General features: G+C 66.5%; 16 protein-coding genes. 11 read left to right on the top strand and 5 right to left on the bottom strand.

Features of this window, described 5'->3' with window-relative positions; all coding sequences use genetic code 11:
* Positions 1 to 47 precede the first annotated feature (47 nt).
* The 8 genes from KF791_02200 to KF791_02165 are packed head-to-tail and all read left to right on the top strand — an operon-like array spanning position 48 to position 8,319.
* Positions 48 to 2,519, top strand: coding sequence for a heavy metal translocating P-type ATPase metal-binding domain-containing protein (locus KF791_02200; protein MBX3731388.1), 2,472 nt, complete (start codon positions 48 to 50; stop codon positions 2,517 to 2,519).
* Positions 2,516 to 2,713 (top strand): cbb3-type cytochrome oxidase assembly protein CcoS, encoded by a 198-nt coding sequence (gene ccoS / locus KF791_02195; GenBank protein ID MBX3731387.1) that lies wholly within the window; start codon positions 2,516 to 2,518, stop codon positions 2,711 to 2,713. Before KF791_02200 ends, ccoS begins: the two co-directional genes overlap by 4 nt.
* Positions 2,703 to 4,844 carry a cytochrome-c oxidase, cbb3-type subunit I gene (gene ccoN, locus KF791_02190; protein ID MBX3731386.1) on the top strand — a complete coding sequence of 714 codons (2,142 nt, stop codon included), beginning with the start codon at positions 2,703 to 2,705 and terminating at the stop codon, positions 4,842 to 4,844. Before ccoS ends, ccoN begins: the two co-directional genes overlap by 11 nt.
* A gap of 7 nt (positions 4,845 to 4,851) precedes the next feature.
* On the top strand, positions 4,852 to 5,052 hold the full coding sequence (locus KF791_02185) for a hypothetical protein (protein ID MBX3731385.1): 201 nt from the start codon (positions 4,852 to 4,854) through the stop codon (positions 5,050 to 5,052).
* Complete coding sequence (locus KF791_02180) at positions 5,045 to 5,638, top strand: c-type cytochrome (GenBank protein MBX3731384.1); 594 nt, start codon at positions 5,045 to 5,047, stop codon at positions 5,636 to 5,638. The genes KF791_02185 and KF791_02180 overlap by 8 nt, the downstream gene beginning before the upstream one ends.
* Positions 5,631 to 7,124, top strand: a complete 1,494-nt coding sequence (ccoG, locus tag KF791_02175; protein MBX3731383.1) for a cytochrome c oxidase accessory protein CcoG — start codon at positions 5,631 to 5,633, stop codon at positions 7,122 to 7,124. The genes KF791_02180 and ccoG overlap by 8 nt, the downstream gene beginning before the upstream one ends.
* Before the next feature lie 9 nt (positions 7,125 to 7,133).
* Positions 7,134 to 7,631, top strand: a complete 498-nt coding sequence (locus KF791_02170) for a FixH family protein (protein MBX3731382.1) — start codon at positions 7,134 to 7,136, stop codon at positions 7,629 to 7,631.
* A 1-nt stretch (position 7,632) separates the two neighbouring features.
* Entirely contained in the window at positions 7,633 to 8,319 is a 687-nt protein-coding gene (locus tag KF791_02165) for a sulfite exporter TauE/SafE family protein (protein MBX3731381.1), read from the top strand.
* A gap of 43 nt (positions 8,320 to 8,362) precedes the next feature.
* Here KF791_02165 and KF791_02160 read toward each other — a convergent pair whose 3' ends face one another.
* Positions 8,363 to 8,881, bottom strand: coding sequence for a threonine/serine exporter family protein (locus tag KF791_02160; GenBank protein ID MBX3731380.1), 519 nt, complete (start codon positions 8,879 to 8,881; stop codon positions 8,363 to 8,365).
* Positions 8,878 to 9,663, bottom strand: a complete 786-nt coding sequence (locus tag KF791_02155) for a threonine/serine exporter family protein (protein MBX3731379.1) — start codon at positions 9,661 to 9,663, stop codon at positions 8,878 to 8,880. Before KF791_02155 ends, KF791_02160 begins: the two co-directional genes overlap by 4 nt.
* Positions 9,664 to 9,990: 327 nt before the next feature.
* Here KF791_02155 and KF791_02150 point away from each other — a divergent pair, with 327 nt between their 5' ends.
* The gene (locus KF791_02150; protein ID MBX3731378.1) at positions 9,991 to 11,841 is read left to right on the top strand and encodes an ABC transporter permease subunit; all 1,851 of its coding nucleotides are present in this window, start codon (positions 9,991 to 9,993) and stop codon (positions 11,839 to 11,841) included.
* Between the two features lie 15 nt (positions 11,842 to 11,856).
* On the opposite strand, the gene KF791_02145 is transcribed toward KF791_02150, so the two are convergent.
* The gene (locus KF791_02145) at positions 11,857 to 12,759 is read right to left on the bottom strand and encodes an SUMF1/EgtB/PvdO family nonheme iron enzyme (protein MBX3731377.1); all 903 of its coding nucleotides are present in this window, start codon (positions 12,757 to 12,759) and stop codon (positions 11,857 to 11,859) included.
* Positions 12,760 to 12,891: 132 nt separating this feature from the next.
* Here KF791_02145 and KF791_02140 point away from each other — a divergent pair, with 132 nt between their 5' ends.
* The gene (locus KF791_02140) at positions 12,892 to 13,785 is read left to right on the top strand and encodes a hypothetical protein (protein ID MBX3731376.1); all 894 of its coding nucleotides are present in this window, start codon (positions 12,892 to 12,894) and stop codon (positions 13,783 to 13,785) included.
* Between the two features lie 11 nt (positions 13,786 to 13,796).
* Here the strand turns inward: KF791_02140 and KF791_02135 are convergent, their stop codons facing one another.
* Entirely contained in the window at positions 13,797 to 14,990 is a 1,194-nt protein-coding gene (locus tag KF791_02135) for an NAD(P)/FAD-dependent oxidoreductase (GenBank protein ID MBX3731375.1), read from the bottom strand.
* Positions 14,991 to 15,094: 104 nt separating this feature from the next.
* Between KF791_02135 and KF791_02130 the strand changes: the two genes are divergently transcribed.
* Positions 15,095 to 15,958 carry an ABC transporter substrate-binding protein gene (locus KF791_02130; GenBank protein ID MBX3731374.1) on the top strand — a complete coding sequence of 288 codons (864 nt, stop codon included), beginning with the start codon at positions 15,095 to 15,097 and terminating at the stop codon, positions 15,956 to 15,958.
* A 258-nt stretch (positions 15,959 to 16,216) separates the two neighbouring features.
* On the opposite strand, the gene KF791_02125 is transcribed toward KF791_02130, so the two are convergent.
* Positions 16,217 to 17,557, bottom strand: coding sequence for a PQQ-like beta-propeller repeat protein (locus tag KF791_02125; protein MBX3731373.1), 1,341 nt, complete (start codon positions 17,555 to 17,557; stop codon positions 16,217 to 16,219).
* Positions 17,558 to 17,629 lie beyond the last annotated feature (72 nt).

Genomic DNA, 17,629 nt, shown 5'->3' with positions numbered 1-17,629 from the left:
TCGCCCCATCCGCTCCGACAGGCGCCCTCCACGCCCCAGCGCCCCCCGTGCAAGTGTCGGCGGTCGCCCGGGTGGACTGCCGCCATTGCGGCAGTCCCTGCGGTGTGGCCCGGCAGACGGCAGGCGACGCCACTTTTTGTTGTGAGGGGTGCCGGACCGTGTTCGAGCTCCTTCAGGATGGAGGGCTGGGGCACTTTTACGCGCTGCAGGAGGCGCCGCAGCACCCGGTCGCACCGTCCGGTGGCCCGGAGGCCTACCGGTATCTTGACGAGCCAGCCGTCCGTGAACGCGTCGTGGATTTCACCGACGACCGCCAGTTCCGGGTCACCTTCCGGCTGCCCGCAATCCACTGTGTCGCCTGCGTCTGGCTGCTGGAGAATCTCTACCGCCTCAAACCCGGCATCGGACCCGCCCGGGTGGACTTCGCGCGACGGGAGCTGTCGGTTGCCGCAGACCCCGGGGCCGTGAAGCTGAGCGACCTGGCAGCACTGCTGGCGGCGCTGGGGTATCCGCCCGACCTGACGCTCGCCGATCTGGACCGCCGCCCGAAGCGTCCGGAGGCGCGCCGCCTGTGGCTGCAGATCGGCGTCGCGGGCTTCGCCTTCGGCAACACGATGCTGTTCAGCCTGCCGTCGTACTTCGGGCTCGATTCCGCGAGCGGCCCCGCGTTTCGAATGTTGGTGGGATGGCTGAGCCTCCTGCTGGCGCTTCCGGTCGTCGGCTTCAGCGCGCTGGATTACTGGCGAACCGCCTGGGTCAGCCTGCGGCTGCGGCGGATGACCCTGGATGTGCCCATCGCGCTGGGCATCGCCGCCTTGTTTTCCCAGAGCGTCTTCGAGGTGGTCACGGGGAGCGGCGAGGGCTACTTCGATTCGCTGGCAGGCTTGCTGTTCTTCCTCCTGTGCGGACGCCTCTTCCAGCAAAAGACGTTCGACCGCCTCCAGTTCGACCGGGACTACACTGCGTTCTTCCCGTTGTCGGTCCTGCGGTCGCGGCCGTGCCCACCAGACGGAACGTCAACTGAGGAACGGGTTGCCCTGGCGCAAATCGAGGTTGGCGACCGGTTGATGCTGCGCCACGGCGAACTCGTTCCCGCCGATGCCCGTCTGATTTCAGGCAATGCCCTGATGGACTACAGCTTTGTCACCGGGGAGGCCGCCCCGGTGCCCCGGGCGGTCGGAGAACTGCTGTATGCGGGCGGACGCCAGGTTGGCGGGGCCATCGAGGTGGAAACGGTGAAACCGGTGTCGCAGAGCTACCTGGCCTCCCTGTGGAACCAGGACGCGTTCCGGAAGGACAAGGACGACACGTTCAGCACGCTCACCAACCGGTACAGCCGCCGGTTCACGTGGATCGTGCTGGGGATTGCGACCGGCTCGGCGGCGTACTGGGCCCTCGTGGATCCCACAATCTCGGTGCGGTCCTTCGTCGGGGTTCTCATTGTCGCCTGCCCATGCGCCCTCGCGCTGGCGGCCCCGTTCACCCTCGGCGCCGCCACACGCGTTCTGGGCCGGCGCCGGATCCATTTGCGCAACGCAGGCGTCGTGGAGGCCCTGGCCCGCGTGGACACCGTGGTCTTCGACAAGACCGGGACGCTGACCTGTCCGGCCTCCGGCGAAGTGAGCTTCCAGGGTGAACCGCTGTCGCCCGCCGAAGCGGCACAAATCGCCGCGCTTGCCGCCCAGTCGGCGCATCCCCTTGCCGCCCGGATGGCGCACTGGCTCAGGACGCAACCGTCCGGACCTCCGGGTCCGCTCCCGGTGGTCGAAGGTTTCGCAGAAACGACCGGCTGCGGGGTGGAAGGGGTTGTGAGCGGCACCACCATCCGCCTCGGGTCGGCCGCCTGGGTCCAGGCCCCGTTCCGTCCGGCGGAGGCGTGGCCGGGCGGCGCTGGGTCCACAGTCCGGGTGTCCTTCGACGGAAGGCCGCGGGGCTGCTTTGTCTTCACCGCGAGCCTGCGTCCCGAGGTGGACGGACTCCTCCGCGGGTTCGCGCCGGAATACCGGACGGCGCTGCTCAGCGGGGACCACGACCGGGATCGGGAACGCATGGCCGCGTTGTTCTCCCCGGGCGCCGCGCTGCACTTCAATCAAAGTCCGGCGGACAAGCTGGCATTCATACGCGCGCTGCAGCAGGCGGGCCGCACGGTGATGATGGTTGGCGATGGACTCAATGATGCGGGTGCATTGCGACAGGGTGATGTCGGCGTGGCCGTGGTGGAACAGGTCGGGGCGTTCTCGCCCGCCAGCGACGTCATCCTCGATGCCCGCCAGGTGGTGCGCACCCGCGAACTCCTGCGCTTCAGCCGCCGCTCGGTTGGAGTGGTGCGGATGAGCTTCCTGATCTCCGCGCTGTACAACGTCGCGGGCGTGGCGGTCGCCGCGTCGGGCAACCTCTCGCCGGTCGTCTGCGCCGTGCTCATGCCGGTGAGCTCGGTCACCGTCGCGGTGTTTGCCGTGGGGGCCACCCACTGGCTCGGACGTCGGGCCGGGCTGGGCCGGCCGGAGGAGCCCGCATGAGTGTGATCCTCCTCCTCATTCCCCTGAGTCTGCTGTTTGCCGCGGCATTTCTCGGCGCGTTCTTCTGGGCCGTCCGATCCGGCCAGTATGAGGACACCGGCACGCCGGCGCTGCGGGTCCTTGGAGACGACGCCCCCGTGCCACCACCCGCGGCGCCGGCGAGACCCGGAAAACCCATTCCACATGAAGACTGAGACGTTCCAATATGACAACCGCATCGTGCGGGCCTTCGCCATCGCCACCCTGGTCTGGGGCGTGGTGGGCATGGCGGCCGGGCTCCTCGCCGCAGTCCAGCTGTTCTGGCCCGAGGCGAATCTAAACCTCCAATATGTGACGTTCGGACGCCTGCGCCCGTTGCACACGAACGCCGTGATCTTCGCCTTCGTGGGCAACGGGATGTTCATGGGCGTCTATTATTCGCTCCAGCGGCTGTGCAAGGCGCGGATGTTCAGCGACCGCCTCAGCTGGATCAACTTCTGGGGCTGGAACGGCATCATTGTCGCGGCCGCCCTCACCCTCCCGCTGGGGTTCACCACCAGCAAGGAGTACGCGGAGCTGGAGTGGCCGATTGACATGGCCATCACCCTGGTATGGGTGGTCTTCACCATCAACCTGCTCGGGACCATCGTGCGGCGCCGTGAGCGCCATCTGTACGTCGCCATCTGGTTCTACATCGCCACCGCGGTCACCGTCGCGGTGCTCCACATTGTCAACTCCCTGGAGGTGCCGGCGGGGGCCTTCAAGAGCTATTCGATCTATGCCGGGGTGCAGGATGCCCTGGTGCAGTGGTGGTACGGCCACAACGCCGTGGCGTTCTTCCTCACAACGCCATTTCTCGGGCTGATGTATTATTTCCTGCCGAAGGCGGCCAACCGGCCGGTCTTCAGCTACCGGCTTTCGATCATCCATTTCTGGTCGCTGATCTTCCTCTACATCTGGGCGGGACCCCATCACCTGCTGTACACGGCGCTGCCCGACTGGGCCCAGTCGCTGGGCATGGTGTTCAGCGTGATGCTGGTGGCGCCAAGCTGGGGCGGCATGCTGAACGGGCTCCTGACCCTCCGCGGGGCGTGGGACAAGGTGCGCCAGGAACCGGTGCTCAAGTTCATGGTGGTCGCCGTTACGGCCTATGGCATGGCCACCCTCGAAGGTCCGATGCTCTCCATCAAGTCGGTGAATTCGCTGTCCCACTACACCGACTGGACGATCGCCCACGTCCACACCGGAGCCCTCGGCTGGAACGGGTTCCTGATTTTCTCCATGCTCTACTGGCTGTTCCCGAAGCTTTGGAGGACGCCCCTCTATTCCGTGAAGCTGGCCAACTGGCACTTCTGGCTCGGCCTGCTTGGGATCATGTTTTACGCCATCCCCATGTACTGGGCCGGCGTGACCCAGGGGTTGATGTGGCGGCAGTTCACACCGGACGGATTCCTCCAGTACCCAAACTTCCTGGAAACCGTCCTGCAACTCATCCCGATGTACCGCCTGAGGGCGCTGGGCGGCAGCATCTACCTCGCGGGGACGTTGGTGGGCGTATACAATCTGTGGCGGACGGCCCGCCAGGGCAGCTTCGAGCCCGAGACCGCCGCCCAGGCCGTCGTGGAGGAGGCGCCGCCGAAACCCGAGCACGGACACCGTTCGCTCGAGTCCAGGGCCGCGCTGTTCACGGGGCTGACCCTTGTGGCGATCCTGATCGGCGGGGCGGTCGAGATCGTGCCGATGTATCTCATCCGGAGCAACGTGCCGACCCTCTCCAGTGTGAAGCCCTACACGCCGCTCGAGGTTCTGGGGCGCGACCTCTACATCCGCGAGGGCTGTGTCGGTTGCCACTCACAGATGATCCGTCCGTTCCGGTTCGAAACCGAACGGTACGGCGACTATTCAAAGGCCGGCGAGTTCGTGTTCGATCACCCCTTCCTCTGGGGATCCAAACGCACGGGTCCCGACCTCCACCGCCAGGGCGGCAAGTATCCGGATGCGTGGCATTACAACCACATGGAGGATCCGCGATCCACGTCGCCCGGGTCCATCATGCCCCCCTATCCCTGGCTCCTCACACAACGCCTCGACACCAATGCGCTCCCGGCACGCATCGCCGCGCTGCGCAAGGTTGGCGTACCCTACCCGCAGGGATACGAACACGGCGACGCCCAGCGCGACCTGCAGGTTCAGGCCGCCAGGATCATCACCAACCTGCGGCTCGGCTCCATCACCAATGCGGTCCCCGACGCCGAGATCCTCGGCATGATCGCGTACCTCCAGCGCCTCGGAACCGACATCCGCTCGGAGCCCGCCGTCGCCGCCGCCCCCAACACCGCGCCCTGAACATCCCATGATCCGCAACGTGCTCAGCCATGTTGGAGGCATCGGCCTCTATGGCGTCCTTTCCATCGGCCTGTTCTTCGCCGTCTTCTGCGGCGCCCTCCTCTGGGCGCTGCTCCAACGGCGCTCGCTGATGGCCGCCATGGGCCGCCTGCCCCTCGACGACGGCGAACCGCAGGACCCCAGGCAAGAAGGCTCCCGCCATGAATGACCCCAAGGACCCCCCGAAAGATCCGCTGCTGCTGGACCACGACGCCGATGGCATCCAGGAGCTCGACAACAATCTCCCCCGCTGGTGGGTGTGGTTGTTCTATCTCACCATTGTGTTCTCGGCAGTTTACCTCGGATATTACCATGTGTTCGGACGGGGCGACCTCCAGATCGCCGCCTACCACAAGGCGATGATCCGCGGGGACGCCATCAAGAACGCCGCACAGGCCGGCTTCGAAGCCTCGCTGGACTCCCTGGAGCCGTCCTCCGACGCCGCGATCCTCGCGCGGGGCGGCCAGGTGTACACGACCTACTGCGCCCCGTGCCACCGGGACGACGGCGGCGGTCTTGTGGGCCCCAACCTCTGCGATGACTACTGGATCCACGGCGACACCTATGGCGACAGCCTGAAGATCATCATCAACGGCGTTCCGGAGAAGGGGATGCTCACATGGAAGGGCGTGCTCACCCCCGGCGACATCCAGGCCGTCGCCAGCTTCATTTATACCCTGCGCGGGACCTCGCCGCCCAATCCGAAGCAGCGCGAGGACCTCGCCCCAGCAGTCCCGGCGGAGGAATATGAGTGACCGCCTGCCCCTGGATCCCGTGAACACCCCGGGCAACGGCGGGGACGACCCCGGGGCGCCCCCGCGAAGCGTCACGCGTCCGGTGGACTGGGACGATTTCCGGGAGCATCTGGCGACGGCAACCCGCGACGGAAGCCGTCGCTGGCTGTATCCCAGACAGCCGTCCGGACGCTGGTACCGCTGGCGCACCTGGCTGAGCTGGGTGCTGCTCATCGTCCTGTTCACCGGACCGTTCATCCGCATCCAGGGCAACCCCCTGCTGATGCTCAACATGGTCGAGCGCCGCTTCTCGATCCTCGGGCGCATCTTCTGGCCGCAGGACATGATCCTCTTCGCGGTGGCCATGCTGGCCTTCTTTGCCGGCATCATGATTTTCACGACCGCCTTCGGACGCCTGTGGTGCGGGTGGACCTGTCCCCAGACAATCCTGATGGAAATGGTCTTCCGGAAGCTGGAGTACTGGATCGAGGGGGATTCCGTGGCGCAGCGGGCGCTCGACGCGGCCCCGTGGTCCGCACGCAAGCTGCGGATCAAGCTGTTCAAGCACGGGATCTTCTTCGCCCTCTCGTTCCTGATCGGGAACACCCTGCTCGCGTACATTATTGGCAGCGACGCCCTGCTGCAGATCATCACCGACGACCCGCGCCAGCACTGGATCGGCCTTGGCTTCATGCTGGGGTTCACGCTGGTGTTCTACGCCATCTTTGCCCGGTTTCGTGAACAGGCCTGCACGTTCATCTGCCCGTACGGCCGGTTCCAGTCGGCGCTCCTCGATGAGAACACCATGGTGGTGGCCTACGACCACCGGCGTGGCGAGGTCCGGGCACCGTGGCGTCGTGACGAAACCCCGGACCAGCGGCGTGCCGCCGGACATGGCGACTGCGTCAACTGCCACCAGTGCGTCGTGGTCTGCCCCACGGGCATAGACATCCGCAACGGGATCCAGATGGAGTGCGTGAACTGCACCGCGTGCATGGACGCCTGCGACGCCGTCATGGACCGTCTGCATCTCCCCCGCGGCCTGGTCCGGTACGCCTCGCTCAACGGCATCCAGCGTGGGGAGCCACTCCGGTTCACCGCGCGCATGAAGCTCTATGCGACCGTTCTGTGCGGCCTGATCGGACTCTTTGTCTTCCTGGTCCTCACGCGAACCGACCTGCAAACCACATTCCTTCGCGCCCCGGGCTCCCTCTTCCAGACCACGGCCGCCGGACGCATCAGCAACCTTTACACCGTCAAGGTGATCAACAAGACCCACCGCGATCTTCCGGTCGAATTCCGGGTGGAGAATCTTCCGGCCCGGGTGGTGGTTCCCGGGGCGCCTCAACTGATCGCCCCCGGCGACCGGCTTGTGCAAACCTCGGTGCTGGTGGAGCTCGATCCCGGGCTGTTACCCGGCCCAAACACCCCCCTTCGAATCGGCGTTTACGCCGGCGGACGCCATATCGAAACAATCAAGACCTCGTTCGTCGGGCCTCGTTCCTGATCCCGTTTTATGAACCCATCCATCACGCCCGACCCGACCGCCTCCCCCGGCTCCATCAATCCCTGGCCGGTCGCCCTGGGCCTCTTCTTCGCCACCCTGCTGACCACCATTGCCGGTTTCACCGTGTTCGCCCTGCGACTGAACACCGACCTCGTGCGTCGCGACTACTACGAGCAGGAACTCCGGCATGAGGCGCAGATGGCGCGGGAGCAACGCACGCGGGCCCTGACGGAGGGAGTCCGGATTGATGGTCGCGATGGAGCGGTCCGGCTGGAGCTCCCGTTCGCCCACGCCCGGCAGGGAGTCACCGGCAGCCTGCAGTTCTACCGCCCCAGCGACGCCTCCCTGGACCATGAAGTGCCGCTGGCGCCGGATGCGTCCGGACGCCAGAGGGTGGACACCCGGCATTTGAAGCCGGGGCTGTGGCGGGTGCGTGCCGCCTGGACCTCGGGAGGCGGCGACTACTACCACGAATCGGCGCTGATCGTTGCGCCACCGGCTCCCTGACATGCTCTGGACCGCCTTTGCCCTTGGCCTTGCTGGGAGCCTGCACTGCGCGGGCATGTGCGGGCCCCTCGCGCTGGCCCTGCCCTCCACCGGCAGCGGGCGGATCGGCTTCACCACGGGCCGCCTCTGCTATCAGGGAGGCCGGGTGATCACCTATGCCCTGATGGGTTTGCTGTTCGGGTTGCTCGGGCAATCACTCGCACTCACGGGGATTCAACGGTGGATCTCCGTCACCGGTGGCGTCCTGATGCTCGTCGGACTGGCGCTGTCCTCCCGGCCCTTTTTTGGCGTCGCGATCACGTGGGGTGTTCAAGGGCTGAAGTCGGTGTTCCAGCAGGTGCTGATTCAGCGCTCCGCGGTGTCCATGGGCATCCTGGGCCTCCTCAACGGGCTCCTGCCATGCGGCCTCGTGTACGCGGCGTGCGCGGGGGCCGCCGCCACCGGGAATGTCCTCCACGGCGTTGCCTACATGGCGCTTTTCGGTGCCGGGACGATCCCGGTCATGCTTGGCATTGGCCTTTCGGGTCACGCGATTCCAATGGCCTTGCGGCTGCGGCTCACCCGACTGGTCCCCGCCACGGTCGCGACAGTGGGGGTCCTCCTCGTTCTCCGGGGACTGGCCTTGGGCATTCCCTACGTCAGCCCGGGGCCATCTCCGGCAGCCGCGGCGGCCGCGTCCTGCCATTGAGCCCGGTCGCACCCGTGTCCCCCGGCGCTCCGCGGACCTTCGATCAATCCGAAGCCGCATCCCGAACCGTGCGCCCCAGGCGCAGGTGCTTCACGGAATCCTTGCGCAACAACTGCAGCGGAATGGACACCCCGATGGCGATTGCCATGACGAGGAACACGGTCCGCGCCGCACTCTGCGCCGTGGAGGCGAGAAGGTCCGGGTAGTCGGCGCCGACGGGGCCGGTCAGCTTCATGAGACCCAGGATGGTGCGATAGGAATAGAGACCGGGCACCAGGGGGATGACCGAGGGGATGGCAAGGACCATGGGGGGTACATGCCGCCAATGGGCTGCGGGCAGGCTGGCGGCACCGACGACCACCGACGCGAGGAATGCCGCCAGCACCATCTGCCCGCCGTCGAAGAGGAACAGCACGCCGAACTTGACGCCTCCGGCCAGGCACCCGCCACAGGCCAGCGCGACCAGCGCCCGACGCGGCACATTGAAGAGGATGCCGAACCCGGTGGCGCCCACCCCGCACCACACCGCCTTGAAGAACACGCTGGCGAGACCGGACATCACAAGGGCAGCCGGTAGATCAGCAACGCGGTCAGGATGCCGAAGGCAATGGCCACGGAGACCACAACCGCATGCACACTCCGAACCATGCCGTTGAGGGTGTTCCCGTCCAGAAGGTCGGTGAACGCATTGATCAACGGCACCCCGGGGACGAGGAACAGCACGGAGGTGGCGAAGGCGATCTCCGGTTTCACATCGAGCGCCGACTTCAGGAAGGCTCCCGCCACGATCGAAGCCACCGCCGAGCCGCCGTAAACGCACAAATACTGGTTGAACCGACAGCGATGCATTTGCTGACGCGCATACAACCCGCAGACCGTGGCAATGAAACAGATGCCCATCTCGACCGCCCCGCCACCAAAGGTAAAACAAAAGGCCGCACCGGCGCAGCCGGCGCCGGCGAGTACGACCGGACGCGGATACGGACGCGCCTGATTCAAGGCATCCAATGCCTCCCGCAGTTGATCGAGGGGCCGGGAATCACCGGCGACGGCCCAGCTCAATTCGCTGATCCCGGAAACCTTCTCAAAATCCACTCCCTGCTGGTCTGTGCCCCCGGTCCCGTTGAAGACCGTTCTGCCGTCGGAGGACTGCAGCGCCAGGACGACGGACCGTGGCGTGATGGCGATCCTGGACTCAAAACCATACGCCGAGGCCATGCGAGCCAGGGTGATCCGGACCCGTCCGCTGCTCGCACCGGCCCCCTGAAGAATACCGCCAACGGTCAGCAGCAGACCGCCCAGAACGGCGGGATCCACACCGGCTTTCTCAGAAGGTTCATTCATTCGCGGCTCCGGGGTCCGGAGGAACGCGGCTGCAGATGAATCCCGCCGCGCGCCATCAGACGGTTGCGGGCCCGGAACAGGGGACCGGAACCCGAATCCGGCTGGCGCCCGCTTCCGGCACCGGTTCGCCCTTTCCACGCACCTCCTCCCTCAACAATCACCGTTTCAGGCTCCGGAGACCCCGCCACCTGTCAAGGCTGCGGGACGGGGGATGAGAGCGGGAAGTCCAGGGTCCCGGGCATGGCAGATGCACAAGAGCGCCATTCATCGCTTTGTCATGTGGCTATCCCTTTGCCGCTCGAAGTTCGTCCTGATACTCCGGAAGGCGTGACGTTTCTCCCGCTGGCCTCCCGCGAACTTCGCGTTGCGGCGCGCCAGCCGGTCACGGTACGCCTGCGGTTGCTGGTGGCGCTGACGGCGATCGTGATCAGTGCCGGATTTCTCCTCCTGGCCACACTCTCGAGTCGCACGATGTTTCCAATGGCCGTCCTCGGATCGGGGCTCTTCAAGGTCCTCACCTGGCAGACGTTTGTCGTGGCCCTGATGGCGGGACCCTTCCTGACTGCGGACTGCCTCAGCGGTGAAAAGCGGGAGGGCACCCTGGGCCTGCTGTTCCTGACCGATCTGCGCGGGGATGATGTCGTGTTCGGAAAGCTGGCGTCCACGTCCCTGCGTGCCGGCGCTGCCATGCTCGCCCTCCTGCCGGTGATCGCCAGCAGCCTGCTGTTGGGCGGGGTCAGCGGCGAACAATTCTGGAAGTCTGCGCTCGCGCTCGGGAGCACCCTGGCCGTTTCACTCGCGGCCGGGCTGCTGGTTTCCTCCATGTCGCGCGATGCCCAGCGGGCGCTGGGCCTGACGTTGGTCCTGCTGGTCACCCTCGTCGCCGGCGGCCCGATGCTGGACTCCCTCGCAGGAACGAGCGCTTCGTGGATGACCAACCTCCTTCGCCAAACCAGCCCCGCGAACCTCCTGGTCAATGCCCAGGGCACCGGATCAGCCCCGTTCTGGCCGGGGTGGTTGCTCAATCTGGCCGTGGCCGGTTCCATGATCGCTTTGTCCGGGCGCATCCTTCCCAGGGTCTGGCAGGATCGCCAATCAGGACGGTCCGGGCGGACACCATGGCCGGGGTTCCGGGCGCCCTCACGAAACCTGGGGCTTCCGTCAAGGCACCGCCGATTGCTCGAAGAAAACCCGGCCGCCTGGCTCGTTGTTCGCGATTCCTGGATTGCCCGAATTCTCTGGGCCATGGCGATCGCGCTCGCCGGGTCGGCCGCACTCTGGCGATGGTTCGGTGACGGCGAAGGCGCCCTGTCCATCGGGAGAATCGCATGGCAGGTGGTGTCGGGGATCACGGTGCCGCTGCTCTACATCGGGGTGGCAACCCAGGCCGTCCGGTTTCTCGTCGAGTCCCGCCGGAGCGGCCTGTTGGAACTTCTGCTCGCCACACCGCTCACCGGTCCCGCGATTGTGTCCGGTCATTGGGCGGCCTGGAAGCGCCTCTTCGCGCCGCCGATTCTGATCATCCTGCTGGTCAATGCCGCCGGATCCGGGGTCCTCATGCGGGAGCAGTTCAACGTCATGACCCCTCCGGTAGTTCTCCCGGCACCGGCCGGGACAACCAACACGACAGGAGGAACCGCCACGAACGGCGGCAGCGTGGTCCTCGGAACCGGGTCGGTGACCGTTTCCATGTCGGTCACGCCAGGTGGCCCGGGCGCCCCGGGCGGGCCCATGGCGACCGGAGGGGTGATCGCAATCGTCGCCGTTGGGCTGGTCGGCTCGGCCGTCAACCTCATTGCCCTCGGTTGGTTTGGCATGTGGATGGGCCTCACGTCCCGAAACTTTACCGGAGCGGCTCTGAAAACCCTCCTGTTCGTCCAGGTGCTTCCGGCACTTGGAATCGGATTTCTCACCGCCATCTCCATTCCCCTGGTTTTCTTCGCAACCGGAATGAACCGCGGTGCCGGGCCCGCGGCGGGTTTCCTCGCGTCATCCATCGCCTGGATGCCGATCCTGGTCACCGGCTTCCATGGACTCCTGGCGTTGCTGAAAGACCTCGCGTTCATCGGATGGTCCCGCCGCCAGCTGACCTCCGGGTTTCGGGAGCGGGCGTTGCAGGTCCAGGGGACTCCCGCCGTGATGCCCCCACCGCGTCTCGCACCCCCGCAGGCCCGCTGAGGCCCCTCCGGGAACTCAGGGCTCCGACGGCGGATCCTGCGGAGGTTCCGGCGCCAGGACGATGCGAAATCCGACGCTGGTGTTGCGCAACTCCGGGCGCCCGTAGTGCCGGTAGGTGCTCAGTAGGATGTCCGGGAGGTTGTCCACCCACGACGCACCGCGCACCGTGCGATGCTCCTTTCCCGGCTCGAACGGATCCATGCACCACTCCCAGACATTGCCCCCGATGTCGTAGAGCCCGTGGGCATTCGGATCAAAGCTGCCCACCGGTGCGGTCCGGGGAAACGGATCACGGAAGTTCTCGATGACCCGGAAGGACTCCGGCCATTGGGTCTCCGCCGCCTCGGCGCCGGGGTAGTTGCCGGCCGGCAGTCCGCTCACATTCGGGGGCAGCGCCTCGCCCCACGGGTACAGACCGGGGATCTTGCCGCTGCGCTCCTTCGGGGTCGCGCCGAACTCGCCCGGGATGCCCGCGGCCAGGCTCCACTCCGAGTCCGTGGGCAGCCGGTACGTGCGTCCCTCCTTGTTTGAAAGCCATTCGCAGAAGGCATTCGCATCCTTCCAGCTGACGCCGCACACCGGATGCCGTCCGGTCTGAGGAAAGCCAGGAGAACGCCAGTGGTCGCCCGTCTGTTTCCATCGGTTGGTGCCCAGCGAATACGTGCCCTCGGTTGCCTCGTGGCTCGTCTCCGCCACAAACACCTCGAAATCCTGGACCCGGGTCTCCCAGACCGAGAACAGGACCGGGGTGCCCGGCACCGGAACGAACTTCATGCCCAGCGAGTTCACAAACGGCTGATCCCGTGACGCCGTCACCGGCGCCCCGGTACCGGACACGTGGACCCCAAGGCCCAGCATCGCAACCAGCAGCCATCCGGCGGAACGCCGGCCGTCATCGAAAGGAGCTTTGGAAAACATGCACCCAGTCTTGCGAAGGGAACATCATCGCGCAACCGCCCGGGATCCGGTCTGTGGCAGCCCAAAATTCGCCGGCTCAGGGGTTGTCAGAATCCCCACATCGGTGTCGCATCAGAGCCATCCGCAATGCCCATGAACTCCCCCGAATCCCCAGGTCCCTTCCGGCCCGCAGTCCTGGCGCTCGCGATCCTCGTGACCGCCGCCGGGTGTGCCACCGACTCCGGGCGCCCGGACTCCCTGCGACGTTCGCTGCTGTTCCACGCCTCCTTCGACCGTGGTCTGGACGCCGACGTCGCCGCGGGCCCGCGCGGACTCTCCAATGCTCCCTCGATGCAGCAGCGCGACGACGCCCGGCCGGGTCTCCCCGCCGGTGGCGGGGTGCAACTGGCCGTGGGCGAGGGACGGTTCGGGAATGCCCTCCGGTTCACCCGCCGGGAGAGTCCGCTCGTGTTCTTTTCCGCCGAGAAAAACATGGGCTACCGCGCCGAGAACTGGAGCGGCACCGTCTCCTTCTGGCTGCGGGTGAACCCCGCGGTCGAACTGGCCTCCGGCTACTGCGATCCGATCCAGATCACCCCACGCGCCTGGAACGACGCAGCCTTCTTCGTGGAGTTTGAGAGGCGGACCAATGACATCCCGTTCCGCCTCGGGGCGTACGCGGACCTTGCGGTCTGGAATCCGGAGAACCGCAAGTGGGAGGACCTGACGCCAGCAGAAAAACCCCTGGTGACGGTCGCCGAGCCTCCGTTCGGCGGCGGGCACTGGACCCACGTGGTGTTCACCTTCGAGCACTTCAACACCGGGCGCGACGATGGCATCGCGCGCCTCTATCTGGACGGGCGGCCGGCAGGCGTGATCGGACCGCGCCGCCAGACCTACACCTGGGAGGAGGGACGCAGCCTGATGATGCTTGGCCTTGGCTACCTCGGCCTCTGGGATGAACTGGCCGTCTTCAATCGGGCCCTTGCGCCCGAAGAGGTCAACACGCTGTACACGTTGCCAAACGGGATCGCCGGATTGCGCTGATCCCCGCCGGGCTACACCGCCATTCCGGCCGCATGGGCGCTGGCCCAGGCCCACTGGAAATTGAACCCACCCAGCCAGCCCGTGACGTCCACGACCTCTCCGATGAAGTGGAGACCCGGGACTTGGCGGGACTCCATCGTCTTGGACGACAATTCGGCGGTGTCCACACCGCCCAGCGTCACCTCCGCCTTGGCATACCCCTCATCCCCGGAGATGAGAGGTCTCCAGCCGTGGATTTGTTCCGCCAGCGCTTCCAGGTCGCGTCGGGGCCATTGAGCCAGCGGACGCGTCCCCGCAAGACGTTCGGTCCACAGCTGCGCGAACCGCTCCGGCCAGATTCCGCGTAACGCCTGCCGGAGCGTCTGGGTTCGCCGGGAGGGATCCCGCAGCCACTCCAGGGCCGGCTGCCCGGGGAGCAGATCCACCGCCAACCCCGCCTCGGGATCCAGGTGGCTTGAAATCTGGAGAATGGCCGGCCCGCTCAGGCCGCGATGGGTGAACAGCAGGTGTTCGCGGAACCGGGGCGCCCCGGGACCCGCCCGGGTCTCACAATCCAGCGACACGCCACTGAGGCCCGAAAACACCGCCTGCTCCGCCGGCGGGAAACAAAGTGGCACCAGGCCCGGCCTTGGAGGGACCACCCGGATCCCAAACTGTTCTGCCAGCGTATAACCGAAGGGGGTTGCCCCGAGCTTCGGAAACGACAGCCCCCCGGTGGCCACAACGACCGAACGGGAACCAAAGTGGCCCAGGCGTGACCGGACCCCGAAGCGCAGGCCTGGCGGGCCGGGGTCACGGCGGACCTCCAGCGCCCCACACTCCAACCGGAGGTCCACTCCCGCCACCGCGCAGTCCGCCTCCAGCATCGCAACAATGTCTCGTGAACTGCGGTCGCAGAACAACTGACCCAGCTTCTTCTCATGCCAGGCGATGCCGTGGCGCTCCACCCGGGCCACGAAGTCTGCGGGGGAGTACCGGGCGAGGGCGGACTTGACGAAATGCGGGCTGCCGGAGGTCCGGAAGTGGATGGGCGCCGCGTGGAGGTTCGTGAAATTGCACCGGCCGCCCCCGGAGATGAGGATCTTGCTGCCCGGTCGCGCGGCATGTTCCAACACGAGGACCCGGCGTCCGCGGGCACCCGCCGTCGCCGCGCAGAACAGGCCCGCGGCCCCTGCGCCCAGCACAATGACGTCAAACGGTTCCACGCGCTGCCGGCAGCCTCGCACCCGGGCGGGCGCGAGGTCACGCGGATCCCGAAGGCATGTCCGTGACTCGACTTGCGGGCGGTTCGTCGTAGCGTCGGGGTCGGATGCAGACGCAGACCCTGACGCTCGGTCACTCCCCGGATCCCGACGACGCCTTCATGTTCTACGCCCTCGCGAAGAACCTGCTGCCAACGCCCGGCCTCCGCTTCGAGCACATCCTCCAGGACATCCAGACGCTGAACGAGCGCGCCACGCGCGGGGAACTCGACATCTCCGCCATCAGCATTCACGCCTACGCCCACGTCAGCGACTCCTACGCGCTCCTGCCCAGCGGTGCGAGCATGGGCGATGGCTATGGACCCATGCTGGTCGCCAGGCAGTCCTTTACCCGCGAGGAAATGGCCCGCAGGCGGATCGCGGTGCCCGGCACCATGACCAGCGCCTTTCTGGCCCTCCAACTCTGGCTCGACCGCCCCGCCCGGGAGATCCAGCACGTCGTTGTTCCCTTCGACAAAATCTTCGAAACGGTCCGCTCGGGCGCGGCCGACGTGGGATTGATCATCCACGAAGGACAACTCACCTACCGGAACGAGGGACTCGTTCTCTGCGAGGATCTCGGGGTGTGGTGGGGACGCACCAACGAGGGACTGCCGCTGCCCCTGGGCGGCAATGTAATTCACAAACGGCATGCGCCTGACCTCCGCCGCCGGGTCAGCGACATCCTGACGGCCAGCATCCGTCACGGTCTGGAGCATCGCGCGGACGCCGTCGCCCACTCGCTCCAATGGGCCCGCGACATGGGCGGGGACCTCGCGGACCGCTTCGTCGGCATGTATGTGAACCACTGGACCCTCGACTACGGCGAACGCGGCCGCGAGAGCATCCGCCGCTTCCTCGCCCGCGGCCAGGCCCTCGGCGTCCTGCCCAAGGCGCCGCCGTTGGAATTCGTGGACTCCGGGTCCGGCTGAGTGGCCGGGGAAGCCCCGGGGCCACACGCCGGATTTCCGCAGCGGGCCGGGACAATCCGGACCGCTTCCCTTCCAACGCACCCGTCGCTACAGCAATTCCGCATCAGGGTTCTTCCGTGCTGCAGGGCCACGAAGGAACGGGCGGAAGGATTTGCCGGTCACGCATCAGGTGATGATTTCCAAATCGGGTACCCTGCAAGTCGCGACGCCGGAAGCCCCGAATCTTGCCCCGGGCGAAGCACCAAATCCAAACCCCGTCTATTCCTCGGCCACACAATAGAGGAACTGTTCCCCGCGCAGGAACAGCTCTCCGTCCACCAGGGCGGCCGACGCGCTGAAGCGGTCCTCCAGCACGTTGACCGCGAGGACGGCGTTCTCACGATCATGCCGCAACACCACGGTTCGCCCGTCGCGCGCCGTGACATAGACGCGGCCCGCCGCGCCCACCGGCGACGCAAAGATAAAGTCGTGGAGTCCCTCGAGCCGGAGCGGATCGCCCCGGAATCGCCCGCTCCCCGGATCGAGGCGCACCAGGACATTCTGATTGTGGCGCAGGTGATACAGCGTGTCGCCATAGAGCAGCGGCGAGGAGACGTAGGGTGTCAACCGGTTCAGCCGCCAGACCACGCGATCCGTTCCGGTGACATCGCCCTTCGCGCCGTCGAGCCGGACGGCAAGCATGGCCTGCTGGTAGTAGCTGTTGCCCGCGATGACGAGTCCGTCGTGATGCACCGGTGAGGACACCACGTTGTCGGTCAGGCCGGCGCACTCCCAGAGGAGGGACCCCGTGGCCAGATCGTAACCGCGCACCCGCCGCGTCGCGCTGATGACAACCTGGGGTTTGCCCGCATGCTCAATCACCAGGGGCGTGGACCAGGAGGTGGGTTCATCACGGGCAACCTTCCACCTGGGTTCGCCGGTGTGTTTGTCGAAGGCGTGAAGAAACGAGTCGCCTTCGTGGTCCCAGTTCACAATCAGCCAGTCGCCATGCAGCACGGGGGAACTTCCCTCCCCATGGGCATGCAACGTCTGCATTGTGCCGAGGTGCTTCTGCCACAGCACACGACCCGTGAGATCCAGGCAGTAGAGGCCGCGCGAACCAAAGAAGGCATAGCAGCGTTCGCCATCCGTCGTCGGTGAGTTCGAGGCGAGACTGCCGGTGGTGTGTCCTCCCTCGTGGGGCCAGGCTTCGGTCACCGGTGTGCGCCAAAGGATGTCCCCGTCCCGACGATTGACGGCCAGCACAACGAACGCGTGCCGGTGCGTGACCGGCACGCTGTCATGAACGCCCGGGGCTGAATCGAAGACGGGGGTCTGCGCTTCCCCAACCGGCACTGCCGCCAGAACAAAGACCCGCCCCCCAACCACGATGGGCGACGCGTGCCCCTGCCCCGGCAGCGGGATTTTCCATCGGATGTTCCGGGTTTCGCTCCATTCCGATGGCGGGCTTGCATGCGGCGCGACCCCGTTGGCCAGCGGGCCACGCCATTGCGCCCATGATCGGGACAGGTCCACCGGGCTGTTGGACGCCGCAATCGCAGCGACGGTCGCGGAGCCCCATAAAATGATCCGTGTGAGATGGAACCGGAAATTCTGCATGGAGAAACTCGAGGGGATGCCTACCGCGGGCGCGCCGGAACCGCCACGTTCAATTCGAGGGCTGAAAGCGAC

The sequence above is a fragment of the Verrucomicrobiia bacterium genome, assembly GCA_019634635.1.
Classification (GTDB): Bacteria; Verrucomicrobiota; Verrucomicrobiia; order Limisphaerales; family UBA9464; genus UBA9464.
Note: the sequence above shows the minus strand (reverse complement) of the source record. Positions and strands in the feature narration are given on the sequence as shown.

Coding starts and splice junctions, on each gene's coding strand:
- KF791_02140 (MBX3731376.1), top strand. CDS start 12,892: ATGAACTCCCCCGAATCCCCAGGTCCCTTCCGGCCCGCAGTCCTGGCG.
- KF791_02145 (MBX3731377.1), bottom strand. CDS start 12,759: ATGTTTTCCAAAGCTCCTTTCGATGACGGCCGGCGTTCCGCCGGATGG.
- ccoS (MBX3731387.1), top strand. CDS start 2,516: ATGAGTGTGATCCTCCTCCTCATTCCCCTGAGTCTGCTGTTTGCCGCG.
- ccoG (MBX3731383.1), top strand. CDS start 5,631: ATGAGTGACCGCCTGCCCCTGGATCCCGTGAACACCCCGGGCAACGGC.
- KF791_02130 (MBX3731374.1), top strand. CDS start 15,095: ATGCAGACGCAGACCCTGACGCTCGGTCACTCCCCGGATCCCGACGAC.
- KF791_02125 (MBX3731373.1), bottom strand. CDS start 17,557: ATGCAGAATTTCCGGTTCCATCTCACACGGATCATTTTATGGGGCTCC.
- KF791_02155 (MBX3731379.1), bottom strand. CDS start 9,663: ATGAATGAACCTTCTGAGAAAGCCGGTGTGGATCCCGCCGTTCTGGGC.
- KF791_02180 (MBX3731384.1), top strand. CDS start 5,045: ATGAATGACCCCAAGGACCCCCCGAAAGATCCGCTGCTGCTGGACCAC.
- KF791_02170 (MBX3731382.1), top strand. CDS start 7,134: ATGAACCCATCCATCACGCCCGACCCGACCGCCTCCCCCGGCTCCATC.
- KF791_02165 (MBX3731381.1), top strand. CDS start 7,633: ATGCTCTGGACCGCCTTTGCCCTTGGCCTTGCTGGGAGCCTGCACTGC.
- ccoN (MBX3731386.1), top strand. CDS start 2,703: ATGAAGACTGAGACGTTCCAATATGACAACCGCATCGTGCGGGCCTTC.
- KF791_02185 (MBX3731385.1), top strand. CDS start 4,852: ATGATCCGCAACGTGCTCAGCCATGTTGGAGGCATCGGCCTCTATGGC.